At 63.5% G+C, this 17179-nt stretch carries 17 protein-coding genes; 10 read left to right on the top strand and 7 right to left on the bottom strand.

What is annotated here, in order from left to right; genetic code table 11:
• Positions 1 to 332: 332 nt before the first annotated feature.
• Together KVT37_RS18355 and KVT37_RS18350 are read right to left on the bottom strand one after the other, a co-directional pair.
• Complete coding sequence (locus tag KVT37_RS18355) at positions 333 to 2381, bottom strand: elongation factor G (RefSeq protein ID WP_217575604.1); 2049 nt, start codon at positions 2379 to 2381, stop codon at positions 333 to 335.
• A 220-nt stretch (positions 2382 to 2601) separates the two neighbouring features.
• Positions 2602 to 4131 (bottom strand): bifunctional diguanylate cyclase/phosphodiesterase, encoded by a 1530-nt coding sequence (locus KVT37_RS18350; protein ID WP_217575602.1) that lies wholly within the window; start codon positions 4129 to 4131, stop codon positions 2602 to 2604.
• A 307-nt stretch (positions 4132 to 4438) separates the two neighbouring features.
• Here KVT37_RS18350 and KVT37_RS18345 point away from each other — a divergent pair, with 307 nt between their 5' ends.
• Together KVT37_RS18345 and KVT37_RS18340 are read left to right on the top strand one after the other, a co-directional pair.
• On the top strand, positions 4439 to 4834 hold the full coding sequence (locus KVT37_RS18345; RefSeq protein ID WP_217575600.1) for a cupin domain-containing protein: 396 nt from the start codon (positions 4439 to 4441) through the stop codon (positions 4832 to 4834).
• A 114-nt stretch (positions 4835 to 4948) separates the two neighbouring features.
• Positions 4949 to 6466, top strand: a complete 1518-nt coding sequence (locus tag KVT37_RS18340) for an MFS transporter (RefSeq protein ID WP_217575598.1) — start codon at positions 4949 to 4951, stop codon at positions 6464 to 6466.
• 54 nt (positions 6467 to 6520) lie between these two features.
• Here KVT37_RS18340 and KVT37_RS18335 read toward each other — a convergent pair whose 3' ends face one another.
• Positions 6521 to 7723 (bottom strand): pyridoxal phosphate-dependent aminotransferase, encoded by a 1203-nt coding sequence (locus KVT37_RS18335; RefSeq protein WP_217575595.1) that lies wholly within the window; start codon positions 7721 to 7723, stop codon positions 6521 to 6523.
• Between the two features lie 221 nt (positions 7724 to 7944).
• Between KVT37_RS18335 and KVT37_RS18330 the strand changes: the two genes are divergently transcribed.
• From KVT37_RS18330 to KVT37_RS18320, 3 genes are all read left to right on the top strand, one after another.
• Complete coding sequence (locus KVT37_RS18330) at positions 7945 to 8847, top strand: EAL domain-containing protein (protein ID WP_217575593.1); 903 nt, start codon at positions 7945 to 7947, stop codon at positions 8845 to 8847.
• Complete coding sequence (locus tag KVT37_RS18325; protein WP_217575591.1) at positions 8844 to 9704, top strand: EAL domain-containing protein; 861 nt, start codon at positions 8844 to 8846, stop codon at positions 9702 to 9704. Before KVT37_RS18330 ends, KVT37_RS18325 begins: the two co-directional genes overlap by 4 nt.
• A gap of 116 nt (positions 9705 to 9820) precedes the next feature.
• Complete coding sequence (locus KVT37_RS18320; RefSeq protein ID WP_217575589.1) at positions 9821 to 10429, top strand: glutathione S-transferase family protein; 609 nt, start codon at positions 9821 to 9823, stop codon at positions 10427 to 10429.
• Positions 10430 to 10472: 43 nt separating this feature from the next.
• Here the strand turns inward: KVT37_RS18320 and KVT37_RS18315 are convergent, their stop codons facing one another.
• The 3 genes from KVT37_RS18315 to KVT37_RS18305 all read right to left on the bottom strand — a co-directional run bounded on the left by KVT37_RS18315 (position 10473) and on the right by KVT37_RS18305 (position 11467).
• Positions 10473 to 10661: a hypothetical protein gene (locus KVT37_RS18315; protein WP_254634110.1), complete on the bottom strand. Its 189-nt coding sequence runs from the start codon at positions 10659 to 10661 to the stop codon at positions 10473 to 10475.
• A 62-nt stretch (positions 10662 to 10723) separates the two neighbouring features.
• Positions 10724 to 10924: a hypothetical protein gene (locus KVT37_RS18310; protein WP_217575585.1), complete on the bottom strand. Its 201-nt coding sequence runs from the start codon at positions 10922 to 10924 to the stop codon at positions 10724 to 10726.
• 330 nt (positions 10925 to 11254) lie between these two features.
• Positions 11255 to 11467: a cold-shock protein gene (locus KVT37_RS18305; RefSeq protein ID WP_027168154.1), complete on the bottom strand. Its 213-nt coding sequence runs from the start codon at positions 11465 to 11467 to the stop codon at positions 11255 to 11257.
• 274 nt (positions 11468 to 11741) lie between these two features.
• Here KVT37_RS18305 and KVT37_RS18300 point away from each other — a divergent pair, with 274 nt between their 5' ends.
• Positions 11742 to 12068, top strand: a complete 327-nt coding sequence (locus tag KVT37_RS18300; protein WP_217575583.1) for a hypothetical protein — start codon at positions 11742 to 11744, stop codon at positions 12066 to 12068.
• 111 nt (positions 12069 to 12179) lie between these two features.
• Here KVT37_RS18300 and KVT37_RS18295 read toward each other — a convergent pair whose 3' ends face one another.
• Positions 12180 to 12749, bottom strand: coding sequence for a methylated-DNA--[protein]-cysteine S-methyltransferase (locus tag KVT37_RS18295; RefSeq protein ID WP_217575581.1), 570 nt, complete (start codon positions 12747 to 12749; stop codon positions 12180 to 12182).
• 165 nt (positions 12750 to 12914) lie between these two features.
• Between KVT37_RS18295 and KVT37_RS18290 the strand changes: the two genes are divergently transcribed.
• The 4 genes from KVT37_RS18290 (at position 12915) to KVT37_RS18275 (ending at position 17159) form a co-directional block, all read left to right on the top strand.
• Positions 12915 to 13916: a lytic transglycosylase domain-containing protein gene (locus KVT37_RS18290; RefSeq protein WP_254634109.1), complete on the top strand. Its 1002-nt coding sequence runs from the start codon at positions 12915 to 12917 to the stop codon at positions 13914 to 13916.
• Positions 13917 to 13957: 41 nt separating this feature from the next.
• Positions 13958 to 14512: a GNAT family N-acetyltransferase gene (locus KVT37_RS18285; protein ID WP_217575577.1), complete on the top strand. Its 555-nt coding sequence runs from the start codon at positions 13958 to 13960 to the stop codon at positions 14510 to 14512.
• A gap of 336 nt (positions 14513 to 14848) precedes the next feature.
• Entirely contained in the window at positions 14849 to 16381 is a 1533-nt protein-coding gene (locus KVT37_RS18280) for a heme peroxidase family protein (RefSeq protein WP_254634108.1), read from the top strand.
• A gap of 250 nt (positions 16382 to 16631) precedes the next feature.
• Positions 16632 to 17159: a phage tail protein gene (locus tag KVT37_RS18275; RefSeq protein WP_217575574.1), complete on the top strand. Its 528-nt coding sequence runs from the start codon at positions 16632 to 16634 to the stop codon at positions 17157 to 17159.
• Positions 17160 to 17179: the final 20 nt, after the last annotated feature.

The raw sequence follows: 17179 nt of genomic DNA, 5'->3' as shown, positions 1-17179 counted from the left end.
GATCCGGCTTTTTTGTTGCCCGCATGTCTCCCGGCCGGCAACAAAACGGCTGAATCCACCGCGTAACAGTGACATGTAACATCGGGTAACATGTCGCGGACGCAGTCTATCGATTAAGTAGATCATAGGACGCGGTTGGTCGGTTCGGGAGATGGGGGCATCACTCGGATGACCGGGCTCAGGCAAGCGCCGCGTCCGAACCATTTTTTCCGGATGCGGCGGACCTGCCGTTGCCTCCCAGGAAAACGGTCCGCAATAGGAACGGCGTCCGGATCATCCGGACGCCGTTTTCATATCTTCAGCGGCAAGACCGCTCAGGCAGGCCGACTTGTTCAGGCGGCTTTGCCGTTGGCGTTCATCGCCTCATCGGCAAGGCGGCCGGTGAGTTCGGCCATGTGGTCGAAAGCGGCCTTGTAGCTGGCAACACCGGCCGTGGCCGAGCGTAGCTCGATGATCAGGTCGCCGATTTCAGCTTGCGGCATGGTCGCCTCGACCACGTCCCAGCCCGGCCAGTCGGGCCGGGCGTCATAGCCGAGGATCTGACCGCGGCGCTGCGGGATCAGCGCGATGATCTTCGAGGTCGCGTCGGAGGGCGTGACGATCTCGACCTTCATCACCGGCTCGAGCAGAACCGGCGAACAGGCGGCCATGCCTTCCTTCATCGCCAGCTTCGCCGCCATCTGGAAGGCCATGTCGGAGGAGTCCACCGCGTGGTAGGAGCCGTCCGACAGGTTGACGGCGACATCGACGACCGGAAAGCCGAGCGGACCCGTCTTCAGATAGTCGCGAATGCCGGTCTCGACCGATTGGATATAGGTCTTCGGCACCACGCCGCCGGTGATGGTGTCGGAGAACTGGAAGCCGGTGCCGCGCGGCATCGGCTTGATTTCGATCACCACGTCGCCGAACTGACCGTGGCCGCCGGACTGCTTCTTGTGGCGGCCACGCTGCTGCGCCGACTTGCGGATGGTTTCCCGGTAGGGCACCGCCGGAGCATGGCCCTCGATCGGAATCTGGTTCTTGCCCTCGAGGCGCTCGCGCACCACGCGCAGATGCATTTCACCATGGCCCGACAGGACGGTTTCGGCCGAGTCCTGGTTGTGGCGCAGACTGAGCGAGGGATCTTCCTCGGCCAGCCGCTGGATGGCCGCCGACATCTTGACCTCGTCCTTGCGCTCCTTGGGGCGGAGCGCGAAGGCAAAGACGGGCTGCGGCGGCTCCAGCGCCACCAGCGGCCGGATGCCGCCCTTGGCCGAACCCAGCGTCTGGCCGGTCTTGACGTTGTCGAGCTTGCCGAGCGCGACCGTATCGCCCGCCTTGGCGGAGGTCAGCTTCGACTGGTCCTTGCCGAGCATCCTGTAGATGCCGGAGACCTTCGCGGTATCGCCGCTGGAAAGGTAGAGCTCGGCCGCGTCGGCCAATTGGCCGGAAAGCACGCGCGACACCGAAAGCTTGCCGCCATGCGCGGTGTGGATGGTCTTCATCACCTGCACCACCGTCTGGCCGTCCGGCGCGCCGAGGCGCTTCCTCGTCGCCTCGACATCCGGAGCGTCGTGGCGGATGGCTTTCAACAGGCGCAACACGCCATTGCCCTTCTCGGCGGTGCCGATCAGCACCGGCGTCACCGCGCCGGCGCGCAGGTCGGCCGACAAATCGTCGAAGATCGCATCCTTCGGCGGCTCGATCTCCTCCAGCAACTGCTCCATCAGGTGGTCGTCATGGTCGGCGAGCGTCTCCAGCATGGAGAAACGCGCTTCCAGTTCGCGTGCCTTGTCGTCGCCCGGAATTTCGGCCACTTCGCTCTCGGCGTATTCGCGGTAGATGTAGGCGCGCTCCAGGGCCAGATCGATCGAGCCGATGACGACACCGTCCTTGCGCACCGGAATCTGGCGCAGCAGCAACGGCACCGAACTTGCCGGCTGCAGCATCTTCAGCGTCTCGCGTACGCCCGCAATCGCCTTGTCGACCTTGTTGAGGAACAGGACGCGGGGAATGGCGAGATCGTCGAGCTTGCGCATGATCAGCTGCAGCGCCGGAATCTTCTTCTCGTCGGCCTCGGCGACGACGACCGCGAGGTCGCAAGCGGCAAGCACGGGTTCAGCCTCGAAGGCGAATTCGATGGAGCCGGGGCAATCGACGAAGGTGAGCTGCTCGCCCATGAAATCGGTGGTGGCGAAGGTCGCCTCGACGCTCATGGCGTGGGCGCGGGCCTCGGGCGAATGATCGGAAACGGTGTTGCCCGATGAAACGGGCGACTGGCGGGGAATGGCGCCCGTGCGGGCGAGTATTGCTTCGAGAAGTGTCGTCTTACCGCTTGCAAAGGGACCGACTATGGCGATGCATTTCGGTCCCGTGCGTCGTCCTCCGGCGCGAGTACCCATGGCTGACCTCCACTCAGGCGTTTCCCAAGAGAGCGATCAGCAAAAGTGGAAACCGGTTTTGCGTCCGATCGCACCCTGTGCAGAGCGGCGGCCGGCCTGTTCGGCCGTCGCGGACGGGGTTTATCCACCCCTGCCCAAAACCATCGTCACACGGGTTTGCCGGGAGGGCAAGAAAAATAGGATGTTCGCCGGCTTGGGTTCGTCAGGCCGTCATTTTTCGTCAGGCTGTAAGGGCCAGCGGTTCGCGAGCCGCGACACACAGTGCGCTTGCCTTGTCGCGGGGCGCCGGCTTGCCGAAGAAATAACCCTGGAAGCGGCTGCAGCCGGCGGTCTTGGCCAGGGTGAACTCCTCCGCCGTTTCCACGCCCTCGGCGACGATGGCGATGTCCTGGATGCGTGCGATCTGGGCAAGCGCCGAAACGAAGATCTGCGCCACCTGGTCATGGGCCAGGCTGCGGATATAGGAGCGGTCGATTTTGACGCTGTCGATGGGCAGCGACTTCAGATAGTTGAAGCCGCAATGTCCAGTGCCAAAGTCGTCGAGCGCGATATGGAAGCCGAGGCCGCGCAGCGCCTCCAGGCGCCGCAGCACCTCGGGCGTCGCGGCTGTCGCCACTGTCTCTGTGATCTCGATGATGAACTGCGACGCGGACCGTCCGGTTTCGCGCAGGACCCGGTCGCACATCGTGACGATCTCGTCGCGCTTCAGCTGCTCGCCCGAGACGTTGATCGAGATGCGCCGTCCGGGAAAATGCCCGATATCGGCGCAGGCGCGCTTGAAGACCCATTCGCCGATCATGTCGATCAGCGTCGAGCGCTCGGCGATCGGGATGAATTCGGCCGGCGAGATCAGGCTGCGCACGGGATGACGCCAGCGGATCAACCCCTCCAGCGCGTCGACCGAGCCGTCGGGATCGACGATCGGCTGGTAGTGTAGTTCCAATTCGCCAAGGTAGATCGCGGCGCGCAGCTCGCGCTCCACCAGCCGGCGATAGCGTTTGTCCGACAGCATCTCCTCGTCGAAGACGGTGACGCGGCCTCGGCCGCCCGCCTTGCTTTCGTAGAGCGCGAGGTCGGCCAGCATCATCAATTCGGTGCCGTTCGAAGCATGCAGCGGCGCAAGCGCGACGCCCACCGAGATCGATAGCGGAATGATCTTGCCTTCATGCCGTTTGCCGGCCCGCATCGCATCCAGCAGCCGACGGACGTCCTTGTTGAGGAGGGCGACGTCGCCATGCGGAACCATGACGCCGAACTCGTCGCCGCCGAGCCGGCCGATGACGCCGTCTTCGAAGATGCGCTGCGCTTCCGCGACCAGATACGCCAGCGCCAGATCGCCGAACTGATGGCCGAACGTGTCGTTGAGCTGCTTGAAATGATCAAGGTCGATCAGAAGCAGGCTCGCCTGGCGGCGGTTGCGCAAGCCGCCCAGCCGGTCGCGCAGCGCTTCGATGAAGTAGCGCCGGGTCATGGCGCCGGTCATGGCGTCGACGGTGAGAAAACGGTGCTTCTCGGCCTCGGCGTCTTCCGCCGATTGCAGGCGCTGGACGACACTGGAGCGCATATACATCAACACCAGAAGCGCCATTAAGGTCGATGCCGCCGATATCGTCAGAGCGCCGGCGCGAGAGGCGTTCTCCGTCAGCGCGAAGGCGGCGAGCCCGGTGGCGGCGATGCTCATCGCGAGCAAAGCCTGGATGCCGCGATAGACGCGGCCGCTGTGATCCTTGATTGTCGCCAAGATACTCATGTCCGCGCCTCCACAGCACGCGGCATGGCTAGGACCTCAGCCGTTAAAAAACACTGAGCGCGGCTTTCGCTTCGCACCATTCTTGCGCGACAGGATGAAGACCGCGGTTTTATGGTTAAAAAGCAACGATTTATGACAATATTCAGACAGCCTAATGCTGCGCTTGGGGTGAATACTCGAACATGAGACTGAGGGTATTGTTCAGCGACAGCTTCAAGCTGGTTGCAACAACCCCTCTATAGGATGAAACTGGACCGCGAGACGCCGTGCGCGGCTTTTGTCCAATCAACGATCCGAGGATTGAACGATGAAGATCATTGCGTGCGGCAGCGTGCCGACGATCATTGCGCCGGAGACCTATTTCACCGGGCGGGTGCTGCAGACGCCGATCATCGACAAGGAAGCGCCGGCGCGGCTCAGAGCGACGCTGGTCAGTTTCGAACCCGGCGCGCGCACGCATTGGCACACGCATCCGCTCGGACAGACGCTTTATGTCACCGCCGGCGCCGGGCTTGCCCAAACCTGGGGCGGACCGATCCAGACGATTCGGGCAGGGGACGTCATCTCCTTCGCGCCGGGCGAAAAACACTGGCATGGCGCCGGATCGAAAACCGCCATGACCCATATCGCCATGCAGGAGGCACTGGACGGCGTCCACGCCGATTGGCTGGAAGAAGTTTCCAACGAACAATATGGCGGCTGACTGGCGCTGCCAGCCGACTTCCAGCATTTCGCAGCCCTGTCCGTTGCCTCTGCCGCGCTCAATCGTATCGCCGCGCGATGCAGCCCTTCGGGCGGTTACAGATTGGAATTCATAATGCCGAAGAGCCGATTGCCACTCGTTGCCGCCATTTACCTCGGCTCCTTCGTGGCACTTCTCGACGTCAGCATCGTCAACGTCGCGTTGCCGACAATCCAGCAGGCGCTGCACACCGATTTTGGCGGTCTGCAATGGGTGGTCGATGCCTACACGCTTTGCCTTTCGGCCTTCATGCTGTCGTCGGGGCTGATCGGCGACCGCTACGGCCGCAAGCGTTCCTGGCTTTGCGGCGTCGGCATCTTCGTGGCCGGCTCGCTGATTTGCGCGGTGGCGCCGAACCTGACGGCATTGCTTGCCGGGCGCGTGGTCCAAGGCATTGCCGGCTCGCTGCTCATTCCCGGCGCGCTGTCGATCCTGACACAGGCGTTCCCGGATCCGCGCGAGCGGGCCGGCGTGATCGGCGGCTGGGCCTCGTTCGCCGCCGTCTCACTGCTGGTCGGTCCGGTGCTGGGCGGCATACTGGTGCAGTCGGTCGGCTGGCAAAGCATCTTCCTGATCAACCTGCCGCTCGGCCTCGTCACGGTTGTTCTCGGCGCCATCTCCATCAGCGAGACGGCGCATCCGGAACACGCGCATCTCGATCTCGTCGGGCTTGCGCTCAGCATCCTGTGGCTGGGCGCGTTGACCTTCGGGCTGATCTCGGCCGGCGAGGCCGGCTGGAATGATCCCAAGACCATCGCGGCGCTCGTCGTCGGCGTCGTCGGACTGGCGATTTTCCTTGGCTTCGAGGCGCGCACGCCGCGGCCGATGCTGCCGCTTGGCCTGTTCAGCGACGTGCGCTTTGCCGTCGCCAATGTTGCCTCGTTCGCGCTTGGCTTTGCCTCCTACACCAGCGTCTTCTTCTTCTCGATGTTCCTGCAGCAGGTGCAGGGCTGGTCGCCGACACAGACCGGCCTGCGCATGGCGCCGGCCTTCCTTGTCCAGATCGTCGTCTCGCCGTGGATCGGTGCCCTCAGCGGGCGCTACGGCCATTCGCTTCTGATGACGGCGGGCTATGCGCTGATCGGGCTTTCGATGCTCGGCATGTGTTGGGCCGAGCGGTCGACGCCCTACGCGATGCTGTGCCTCCTGTTCGCGATCAACGGCCTCGGCAATTCGCTGGCGATCCCGACTGGAAGTGCCGCGGCCATGTCCTACGCGCCGCGCGAGCGCTCAGGCATGGTGTCGGCGGTGATCAACGCCACCCGCCAGAGCGGCCTTGCCATCGGCATCGCGCTGCTCGGCGCGCTGATGAGCATGCGGGCGACCAGTCTGCTGGCCGGTTACCTTGGCGATGCCGGCGTCGCCAATGCCGAAGCGCTGGCTCGCGCCGCCATCGCGCGGCATGATTTTGCCACCGAAGCAGCGATCGGCGAGAGCGGCGTGCACCAGCTTTTCACCATTGCCTACGCAGGCGGCTTCCATGCCGCGATGCTGACGGCGGCGATCGGCGCGTTCCTCACCGCCGCGTTGCTGATTACCGTGCTGGCGCCGGCCGAAGCACGCTCTGCCAGGCAAGCAAAGCAGCAGGCGTAGTAACAAAAAACCCGGCCGAAGCCGGGTTTTTCTGGTGTTGGCTGGCTGTGCCGGTCAGGTCAGCGATCCGGTAAAGCGCTGGATGCGCGTGCAGGCTTCTTCCAGCAGCGCGTCCGACGTTGCGTAGGAGATGCGGAAGTTGGGGCCGAGGCCGAAGGCCGAGCCGAACACCACCGCGACACCCTCCGCCTCGAGCAGTTCGGCGCAGAACGCCTCATCGCTGTCGATGACCTTACCGTCCCGGGTCTTCTTGCCGATCAGCTCAGCGCAAGACGGGTAGACATAGAAGGCGCCTTCCGGCGACGGGCAGGAAATGCCGCGCGCCTGGTTGAGCATGGAGACGACGAGGTCGCGCCGGCCCTGGAAGATCGCTTTGTTCCTGGCGATGAAATCCTGCGGGCCGTTCAGCGCCTCGACGGAAGCCCATTGCGCGATGGTGCAGGCGCCGGAGGTCTGCTGACCCTGGATCATGTCCATCGCCTTGATCAGCGGCACAGGACCGGCGGCATAGCCGATGCGCCAGCCGGTCATGGCATAGGCTTTCGACACGCCGTTCATGGTCAGCGTGCGCTCATAGAGGTTCGGCTCGACCTCGGCGATGGTCTTGAAGACGAAGTCGCCATAGGTCAGGTGCTCATACATGTCGTCGGTCAGCGTCCAGACATGCGGATGCTTGAGCAGCACGTCGGCCAGCGCCCGAAGCTCGGCCTCCGTGTAGGCGGCGCCCGACGGGTTCGACGGCGAGTTCATCAAGAGCCACTTGGTCTTCGGCGTGATCGCCTTTTCCAGCACCTCCGCCGTCAGCTTGAAGCCATTGTCGATCGAGGTGTCGGCGAAGACCGACGTGCCACCGCAGATCGCCACCATTTCGGGATAGCTGACCCAGTAAGGGCGCGGGATGATGACCTCGTCACCCGGGTTCAGCGTCGCCATGAAGGCGTTGAACAGGATCTGCTTGCCGCCGGTGCCGACAATGGTCTGCTCCGGCCGGTAGTCGAGATTGTTCTCGCGCTTGAACTTCTTGGCGATCGCCTCGCGCAGCGGCACGATGCCGGACACCGGCGGGTACTTGGTCTCGCCGCGACGGATGGCTTCGATCGCCGCGTTCTTGATGTTGTCGGGCGTATCGAAGTCCGGCTCACCGGCGCCGAGACCGATCACGTCACGGCCGGCATTTTTCAGCTCGCGCGCTTTCTGCGTCACCGCGATGGTCGCGGAAGGCTTAACGCGGGAAAGGGCGTCGGCGAGAAAGGCCATGACAGAATGTCTCCTAGGAAAGCGGCCAGGAGCGGCCGCGGCGCCTCTCATGTCGCATCGTCGCGCCAAGCGCAAGCATTGTGCGATGAGCCAGAGGTCAACGAGGCGTGACAAAGGTCAAGCCTGGGTGAGCGGCAACACTAAATTCATCAACGGCCGGTAAACCCTTGGCTGGCAGGATGGCTGATTGAATTCCGCTGGTTTCGCGGAGCGAGGGACCTTTGTCGCGCAGCATCGGGCTTGCCCATATCATCCGTCATGATGACGGCACCTCGACCGGTGTCTGGGGCATCTATACCTTGCAGAGCGCGTTCCAGCCGATCTTCGCCTTCAAGGAAGGCAAGCTTTCGCTCGCCGCTTTCGAGGGGCTGATCCGGCCGTTCCGTGACGGCGAGTCGCAGTCGCCGGGAACATTTTTCGGCACCTGCCCGGCCGGCGACCGGCTGCATATCGAGGCGCTGACGCGCACGCTGCATCTTCTCAACGCCGGTGCCTGCCTGCCGGAAGAAGCGTCCATCTTCGTCAATTTCGACCCGTCGGTCTTCACCGATCGCAGCATCGCCGACAAGGCGCTGCGCGACATGCGGCTGGTGCTGCACGAAGCCGGCATCGATCCGCGCCGCATTGTGTGCGAGGTCACCGAGCAGAAGTCGGCCTCGCAGGAAACGCTCTACGGTTTCGTCGAGGCGCTGAGGGCCAATGGCTTCCGCATTGCGGTGGACGACTACGGCGCCGATGAATCGGACATCAACCGGATCAAGGAACTCAAGCCCGACATCGTCAAATTCGATGCGCATTGGATCACCCATCTGATGGAGTCCGGCCCGGGCTTCGCGTTGCTGACGGCGATGGTGCACAGCTTCGAGAGCCAGGGCATTCGCACCGTCTTCGAAGGCATCGAGGAAGGCTGGCAGCTGGAGCTTGCCGAGCGGTCCGGTGCCTCCATGGTGCAAGGCTATGTGCTTGCCCGGCCCGAGCTCGCCCCCACCAGCTTTCGCGTTTTCGGCAAGGTCGCGCCGCAGGCCGCGACCGAAGCGAGCAAGGAACCGGCCGCCGCGAGTCCGGCGACCCCGGCGCCGACGGCGCGGCAGGCCAGGGTGTTCGGGCGCAAGGTCGCGCCATGAGCGAAGCGCGCGAGAGGCGGCGCAATGTCGCCAGGGCGATCTTCGCTGACGAGATCGGTCTCCAGTTCGGCATCTATGGCGATTTCCGGCTGTGGAGCGCCTACCAGCCGATCTTCGCGCCGCAGGGCAGGGAGCTCCGGGCGGTCGCCGTCGAGGGCCTGATCGAGCCGCGCCGCATTGCCCAGCCGGTGGCTCCGTCGACCTTCTTCGACGGCGTTCCAGCGTCCGACCGGTTGTTCGTCGAAACGATGTGCCGGATGCTGCATCTCGGCAATTATCGCAACATCGGCGTCGCGGGGCTGATGCTGTTCTTCAACTACAACCCGATGATCAACGACCATCTCGGGCGGGCGCTGGCCGAGATCCGGCTGATGACCAAGCATCTCGGCGATCTCGAACTGGAGCCCAGCCTGCTGGTCTGCGAGATCACCGAACAGGCTGCCGACGACCGCGTTCTCACCAGCCTGGTGCGCGAAATGCGGCGCGACGGTATCCGTATCGCCATCGACGATTTCGGCACGGGACATTCGACCGAGGAACGGATCAACCTGCTTCTACCGGATATCGTGAAGATCGACGGCAACTGGTTCGCCGAGTTCTGCCGCCATGCCGCGGCCGAGCGGTTCTTCCGGCCCCTGGTGTCGATGCTGCATGACCGTGGCGCCAAGGTGCTGGTCGAAGGCATCGAGCAGGCCAATCAACTGCGGGTCGCGCTCGATGGCGGCGTGGATCTTTTGCAAGGTTTCCATCTTGCCCGCCCGGCGCTCGCCGGCACGATCTTCAACGAAGAGCCGCTGTCGATCGACGCGCTGCTTGATGCCGACAACAAAGTCGTGCCCCTGCATCGGCGTAGCTGACGCCAGACCCGAAGAACGCATCAGCGACGCTGATGGTTCTCTCCAAAAACAAATCACTGGATGGCGTTGCCCAGGCGCGTTAGAGCCTCCTTGGTTTACGCTCGAGGGCAAGCGACATGATCCTTTACGACATGGCGGACAGCGGCAATTGCTACAAGCCGCGGCTGTTGATGGCCAAGCTCGGCATTGCCTTCACCCGGGTCGAGGTGAGCTCGCATAGCGGCGCGACGCGCAGGCCCGACTATGTCGCCAAGAATCCGAACGCGATGGTGCCGATGCTCGAGCTTGACGACGGCAGGCGCATCGCCGAGAGCAACGCCATCCTGCTCTATCTTGCCGAAGGCACGCGCTTCCTGCCGGCCGACAAATACGAGCGGGCGCTGGCTTACCAATGGCTGTTCTTCGAGCAATACAGCCACGAGCCCTATATCGCGGTGCGCAAGGCGCTGCTGACCTTCCCGGAGCGGGCCAAGGACGCGACGCCGGAGCGATTGGCGCAGACGCTGGAGCGCGGCAACAAGGCGCTCGGCGTGATGAACAAGCATCTGGAGCAGAACGAATTCTTCGCTGGCAGCTCCTATAGCGTCGCCGACATCGCGCTATACGCCTATACCCACACCGCCGAGAAGGGCGGCTTCCAGCTCGACGCCTATCCGGCCGTGGTGGACTGGCTGAAGCGGGTGGAGGCGGATGAAGGGCACGTGCCGATCGGGTGGGTGGGGTAGTCTGTTTCTACGCCGCGAGTATTTTGCAGTCGCCGGCTGCTGGCTATTTGATGAGACGATCGTATTCGGCATGGCTGCCGATCCAGATCCAGTCAAAGCCATCAGCGCTTTCGAGGGCCAAGGCCCGATAATTGTCGTCTATCCTTGCCGACCAAAGCTCTCCCACCTTTTTGAAATGGAGGGATGGATGCCGCGGATTGGTCTTCATCAAAGTGAAGCTCTTGTCGGCCATATGGCGAACAGCCTTTGGCAAAGAATTGTATTTCGTCCAAAAGCTAGCGGTGGCTCTGTGCTTCACAGGTCACGAAGTTTGCCGGCAGCTATTTCAGCGCGTGCTTCCGCAACCAGCTTGTCCAGCCCGCCTGCCTTCGCGTCGGCTTCTATTTGCTTGTCCCACAAATCAGCCTGCAGAACCTCGAACCAAGCGGCAAAGGCTTTCAGCTCTTCGGGGCTCAGTTCGGCAACGGATTTTTCGATCTGTTCGAGCTTGGTCATTGATTGATGGTAGCACACGGTGGGCCAAAAGTATCACCAAGTGATCCTGTTAGACCTCGTCGGTAACTCGCCCAAAATCCAGACAACAAAAAAGGCGGGCAATGCCCGCCTTCCTCTGTCGGTAGCCTGATCGGGAGCGTCCGGTCCGGGCTGGCAGCTATCTGCTGTTCCAGCTTGTCGGGTCTTTCCGCTCCGGCGCGCTTCTCGCGCGACCGTCAGTACATCCGTGACTTGCCGCGCGCCCCGAACCTTCGTCCGGCGCGCGCCTTACTCAATCGCACCTTCGCGGCACCAAGCGCTATGCTTTGCCGCAGAAATGCTTAAGCCAAATCAGGCTGCCTTGCTCAGAGATCCAGCAGCGGACTTGCCGGTGCGGCGGTCCTGCTCGATCTCGAAGTTGATCTTCTGGCCTTCAGCCAGGCTCGTCATGCCAGCGCGCTCGACAGCGGAGATGTGGACGAAAACGTCCGCGCCGCCATTGTCAGGCTGGATGAAGCCGTAGCCCTTGGTGGCGTTGAACCACTTGACCGTACCAGTTGCCATTTAGAATGCCCTTCACATTTGCTTTTGTTTGACCTGACCAACGTCCGGCCGGCGGTATCGAAATTTTGGAGATAGACGTCAGCAAACGCGAAGATCGCGGCCCGATCGATCGGCCAAATTCAATGCAGCGGATATAGGATAGTTTGAGCGAGAAAACAAGACGGGTCGCTCGAGGCGCCGCCGGCATGTCGTTCCCATCGGAGGCAATGGAAGTTTTGACAGCGGCGGCGCGTTGTGGAGGGATGAGATGCTTGCCATTCCAAGGAAGGGAACCATGAAGATCATTCTGCTTGCCGCTTGTTTCTTGCTGGTGGCCGCCGAGGCGCAGGCGGTGTCGCGCTACGATCCGACGCGCATGAGCTGCAACCGGGTGCAGGCGACGATCGCCAGACAGGGCGCCGTCATTCTGCGCTATCAGTCGACGCGCGTGCCGGGCTTGCCGCTCTATGACCGCTATGTACGCGACGAGCGCTTCTGCAACATGGGCGAGGTGCGGTCACGGGCCTATGTGCCCACCGCCGACACCAAATCCTGTGCCGTCTATGTCTGCAAGCGGCCGGACTTCGACCATTTCCGCCGGCGATTCCCGCGCCGCCACTAGAGCGTTTCACCGGAAACGGCGAACCGCTCTATCTCTTTGTTTTGACGCAATTCCTGACGGAAAACCGTGTCACACTTTTCCTGGAATTGCTCTAGTAGTGCGGGCGGGACCTCAGAAACCGAACGAGGCCTGCGCGGCCGGCGGCGGGCCGACGCGAACGCCTTCCATGGCCAGCATCTTTTCCTTGGTGGCCGAGCCGCCCGGCGCCGAGAAGCCGCCGATCTTGCCACCGGCCGCCAGGATACGGTGGCACGGAATGACCAGCGGCACCGGGTTGGCGCCTAGTGCCGCGCCGGTTTCGCGCGGCAGGCCGGCATGACCGGCGCGCTTCGCCAACTCGCCATAGGTTGTGGTCTCGCCGAAGCCGAGCTTGCGCGCGGCGTCATAGATCGCCAGCCGAAAATCGTCGACGCCGTCGAGGTCGACCGGCACGCCGGAGAAGTCGACATCCTGCCCGGCCGCATAGGCTTTGATCGAGGCGATCAGATCGACCACCCAGGACGGCTGGTCCGTCGAGGCCGAGACGCCGGGGTGGCGGAGCAGCCGGCGCTCGACCGCTTCGCGGCTGCGCTCAGGCAGGCAAAGCCGGATCAGGCCCTTCTCGCTCCAGGCGATGCCCATGAAGCCGATCACTGTTTCTAACACTGCGTGGCCGGCCGTGATCTCAGATGTGGGTTTCATGGCGTATTCCTTCCGCAAAACGGCGAAAAACGAGTACATATCCGGAACAATATGGCAGTTCCGCCCTGTTGTCGCCACCCGAAAACCGCCTACCCGCCCCGATTGCCGGGTGTGAATCGCTGGTGTAAGGACTTCTTAACAACCGACAAACCGGACCCGCACGGCTTGCCAGCTAAAATCATCATCACCGCGGTCGGCGCGCTCGTTGCGGCAGCCGGTCTCAGCGGGTGCACATCGACCTCGCAGATGAAGGCCGCGCCCGCGCTTGCGGCGGCTTCGACGCCTGTCGTCGCGGACGATACGCCGACGCTCGCGCTGCCCGAAACGGTGGCCGTGCTGCCTGAGCCTTCCGGCCTCGCGCAGGTGCAGACCGCGGCGCTGACCAGCGACGCCGTTGCGCTGGCGACGACACCCGGCGCACCCACGACGCCGGGCGCGTCTGCGGCGCAAAGCGCGCTTTTGCCGCCGCCCGTCCAGCCGGGCGCTGCCCTGCCGGCGCAGCCCGCGGCCTTCGCCGGTTCGACGCCGGTCGCCGGCCAGTTTCCGCCGCCGCCGGTGCTGACGGCGGGCGGCTCGCCGACCGGTCCTGGGTCCATCAAGCAAGTGGGGTCCATCAAGCAAGCGGCGGCCTACACGACTGCGGGCGTCGCCATGCCGGTCACCGGCCAGTCGGCAAAAGTCGCTCCGATGCCCGGCGTCCAGCAGGTCGCCTATGTGGTGCCGGGAAATCCGGCGCTGCTTGCGGCCCCCGGCCAGGTCGAGCAGCATGCCAGCGGCCCGCGCGGCGAGATCGAGCGGCTGATCGAGAAATATTCGGCGATCTATGAAGTGCCGGTCGACCTGGTGCGCCATGTCGTCAATCGCGAGAGCACCTTCAACCCGAAAGCTTTCAATCATGGCCATTGGGGACTGATGCAGATCAAGCACGCGACGGCGCGCGGCATGGGCTATGACGGGCCGGCGAGCGGCCTGTTCGACGCCGAGACCAATCTCAAATACGCGGTGAAATATCTGCGCGGCGCGTGGCTGGTTTCGGGCGGCAACGCCAAGCGGGCCGACATGCTTTACCAGACCGGCTATTATTACGACGCCAAGCGCAAAGGCCTGCTCGAGGCGACGGGCCTCGGCGTCGATCGCAAGCGGCACCGCCTGCCACCCGACGCCTGAGCGGACTAGTCCGGTCATCCGCGGCGTTTCGAGACAGCGCCATGCCTGAAAACACGACGGCCCGCCCTCCGGCGCCCAACGACATCCGTCTGCGTAAGATGCTCGACGACACTCTGGCCGCGCCGCATTGGCCTGAAGGCTTCGTCATGCGCGCGTTCGAGCCCCGGGATGCGTTGGAGACGGAGCCTGATGTCGCCCGAAAACCGCTTCACACTTTTCGGCATCATGCTCTGGCCCTGCACGCGCTGCTGCAAGAGGTGTTCGACGACGGTGCCGATGGGCCGTTCGAGGAATGGTGGCCGCGCATTGCCGGCGATGCCGAGTTCGATCCCGCTCTCTGCTTCCTGGTGATCGACGGCAAAGGCCTGCTGGCGGGCGCCGCGCTCTGCTGGACCTCCGGTTTCGTCAAGGACCTTGCCGTCCATCCGGAGTCCCGAGGGCAAGGCATCGGCGAGGCGCTGATGCGGCACGTGTTCGTGACCTTCCGTGAGCGCGGGGCGGCCCATGTCGATCTCAAGACCAACACGGTGGAGAACACCGCGGCCTTCAGGCTCTACGAGCGGCTCGGCATGATCCCGGTCGGCTGGGAAGGCTAGCGCTCCTCCTGTTTGCGGATGTTGTCTGGATTGCCGCGGCCGTCACCGTGACAGACAGCAAGGCGCTGTCTGTGAGCTGCTTCACATCGGTTTATTACAAGTAAATGCTAATAGAAAATCGCTTTGCAGTGCATATCCTCAAATATTTTTCCACGGATAATTTCATCACGGAGGGACAAGACTATGGCAGGCCCAAATCTTAGGCAGAGAATTGGCCACGGCTTCGTAAGCCGGCAGGTTTTCGCGGAAAATGCTATTGAAAAGGAAGCACTTGTCGCCAGGAGGCAAGAGGCCGCACCGGCCAAGGCGCCCAAAGGTCCGACCAAGGCCAAGGGATTGGCGGCGGCCAGGGCGGCTGTTGCGCCTGGCGGCGAGCAGGGCGCTGGCTTCTTCGACTTCATGTTCAAGGGGCTCCCCGCCTTCAGCGCCAGCGATGCCGACCTGCAGACCCTGGCGAACGCCATGAAAGAGACGGCCGCGGTTGACCAGCCCAATCCCGACCCGCTTGAGAACACGAAGATCCCATCGGGATTCACCTATCTCGGCCAGTTCGTCGACCACGACATCACGCTCGACATGACGCCGCTCAGCCGGGCGCTCGCCGATCCGGAAATGGTGAAGAATTTCCGTTCGCCGAGCCTCGATCTCGATTGCGTCTACGGTGCCGGGCCGGGGCCGCATCGCTTCCTGTTCGAGCGTAGCGGTGGCGTCGACACGCCCAAGCTTCTGATCGGCACGGCGCAGGCTTCCGCCGAGAACAGCGATCGGGCCGGCCAGGTGCCCGAACTGCCCAACGATCTGCCGCGCAACATGCAAGGGGTCGCGCTGATCGGCGATCACCGCAACGACGAAAACCTGATCGTCGCGCAGCTGCATCTGACCTTCCTGAAATTCCACAATGCCGTGATCGACCATCTGAAAGCCAAGGGCGTGGCCGCCGACACGCTGTTCGAGGAAGCGGCGCGCACGGTGCGCTGGCACTATCAATGGATGGTGCTGCACGATTGGGTGGAGCGGCTGACCGGCCCCGGCTTCGTGGACAAGACGCTGCATGACGGCCGCAAATTCTACCGCTTCCAGACCAAGCCGTTCATGCCGTGGGAGTTCTCGGCGGCGGCCTATCGTCTGGGACATTCCATGGTGCGCGAGAAATACAGCCACAACCGCATTTTCCGCACGCCCAATCCACATCTTGCCGAGGGCACGCTGAGCTTCCTGTTCCGCTTCACCAATCTTTCAGGATCGCTTTCCAGCAGCGTGCCCGGCAACGGCACCTTGCCCAGCGACTGGGTGATCGACTGGCGCCGCTTCTTCGAATTGCCACCGCCGGCGAACAAGGCGCAGTTCGAGTTCAATTTCTCGCGCCGGCTCGATCCCTTGCTGACGCCGGCGTTGCACAATCTGCCCGGATCAGGCGGCCCGGACGCACCGCCAAGCCTCGCCTTCCGCAATCTGAAGCGCGGCGTTCGCGTCGGCCTGCCTTCGGGCCAGGCGGTGGCCAAGGAGATGCTCAAGCAAATCACGTTCACGCCGCTGACGGAGAACGAGATCGCCAGCGGACCGGACGGCGCGGTGGCCAAGTCGCTGGGTTTCCACAAGAACACGCCGCTCTGGTACTACATCCTCAAGGAGGCCCAGGTGAAGGGCGGCGGCGAACGGCTCGGGCCGGTCGGCGCGCAGATCGTCGGCGAGGTCTTTGTCGGCCTTGTCCAGGGCGACGAGACCTCCTTCCTATCACAGCCGGGCTGGAAGCCCGACCTGCCGGCGGCGACGCCGGGCACGTTCCTGATGACCGATCTGCTGACGTTCGTCGCCAAGGCGGCCGACCCGGCAAATCCCGGCAAGGCGCTCAATCCGATCGGCGATTGACGCATCCCGCATCTGTGCGGGCTCCGGAGCTTCCCGGGATCCGCACAGGCCTTTGTGAAGTCCTTCACATAGGCTGACGTTAGGTCATGCTAATGCGTCGTCGTGCCGGGCGGCCGATCGGCGGATCGACGCTGGCAAGGCGTCGGAGGAGGCTGTGCCGGCATGCGTCAGCCACTCCCAGGCGGGCTCCGGGGCGGGGGTTTCGGAGCCCGTCCGCTTTCACGCGAAGTGAGGCGGAGGAGATTTGGCCATGGCCCCGTTCACCGTCAATCCGCAGCGTTTCGACCCTTACAAGAACTACCGGTTCCGGCTGAAATGGGACGGCAAATATGTTGCCGGCATTTCGCGGATCAGCGGGCTGAAACGCACCACCGAAGTGATCGAGCACCGCGACGGGGGTGCCGCCGGCAACACGCGCAAATCGCCCGGCATCACCCGCTTCGAGCCGATCACCATCGAGCGCGGGGTGACCCACGACCTCGAATTCGAGCGCTGGGCGAACAAGGTATGGGACCTGCAGAACGGCCTCGGCGCGGAAGTGTCGCTCAAGGACTTCCGCAAGGATGTCATCCTCGAATTCCTCAACGAGGCCGGCCAGGTGGCGCTCGTCTACAGGATCTATCGCTGCTGGCCCTCCGAAGTGCAGATGCTGCCCGAGCTCGACGCCAACGCCAATGCGGTGGCGATCCAGTCGATGAAGCTGGAAAACGAGGGCTGGGAGCGCGACACCGACGTGGTCGAGCCGGCCGAGCCGGATTTCACCGATCCGCCGCCCTGATTGTCGGTACCGGTATGGGA

Source organism: Mesorhizobium sp. GbtcB19 (genome assembly GCF_019091085.1).
Lineage (GTDB): Bacteria > Pseudomonadota > Alphaproteobacteria > Rhizobiales > Rhizobiaceae > Mesorhizobium.
Note: the sequence above shows the minus strand (reverse complement) of the source record. Positions and strands in the feature narration are given on the sequence as shown.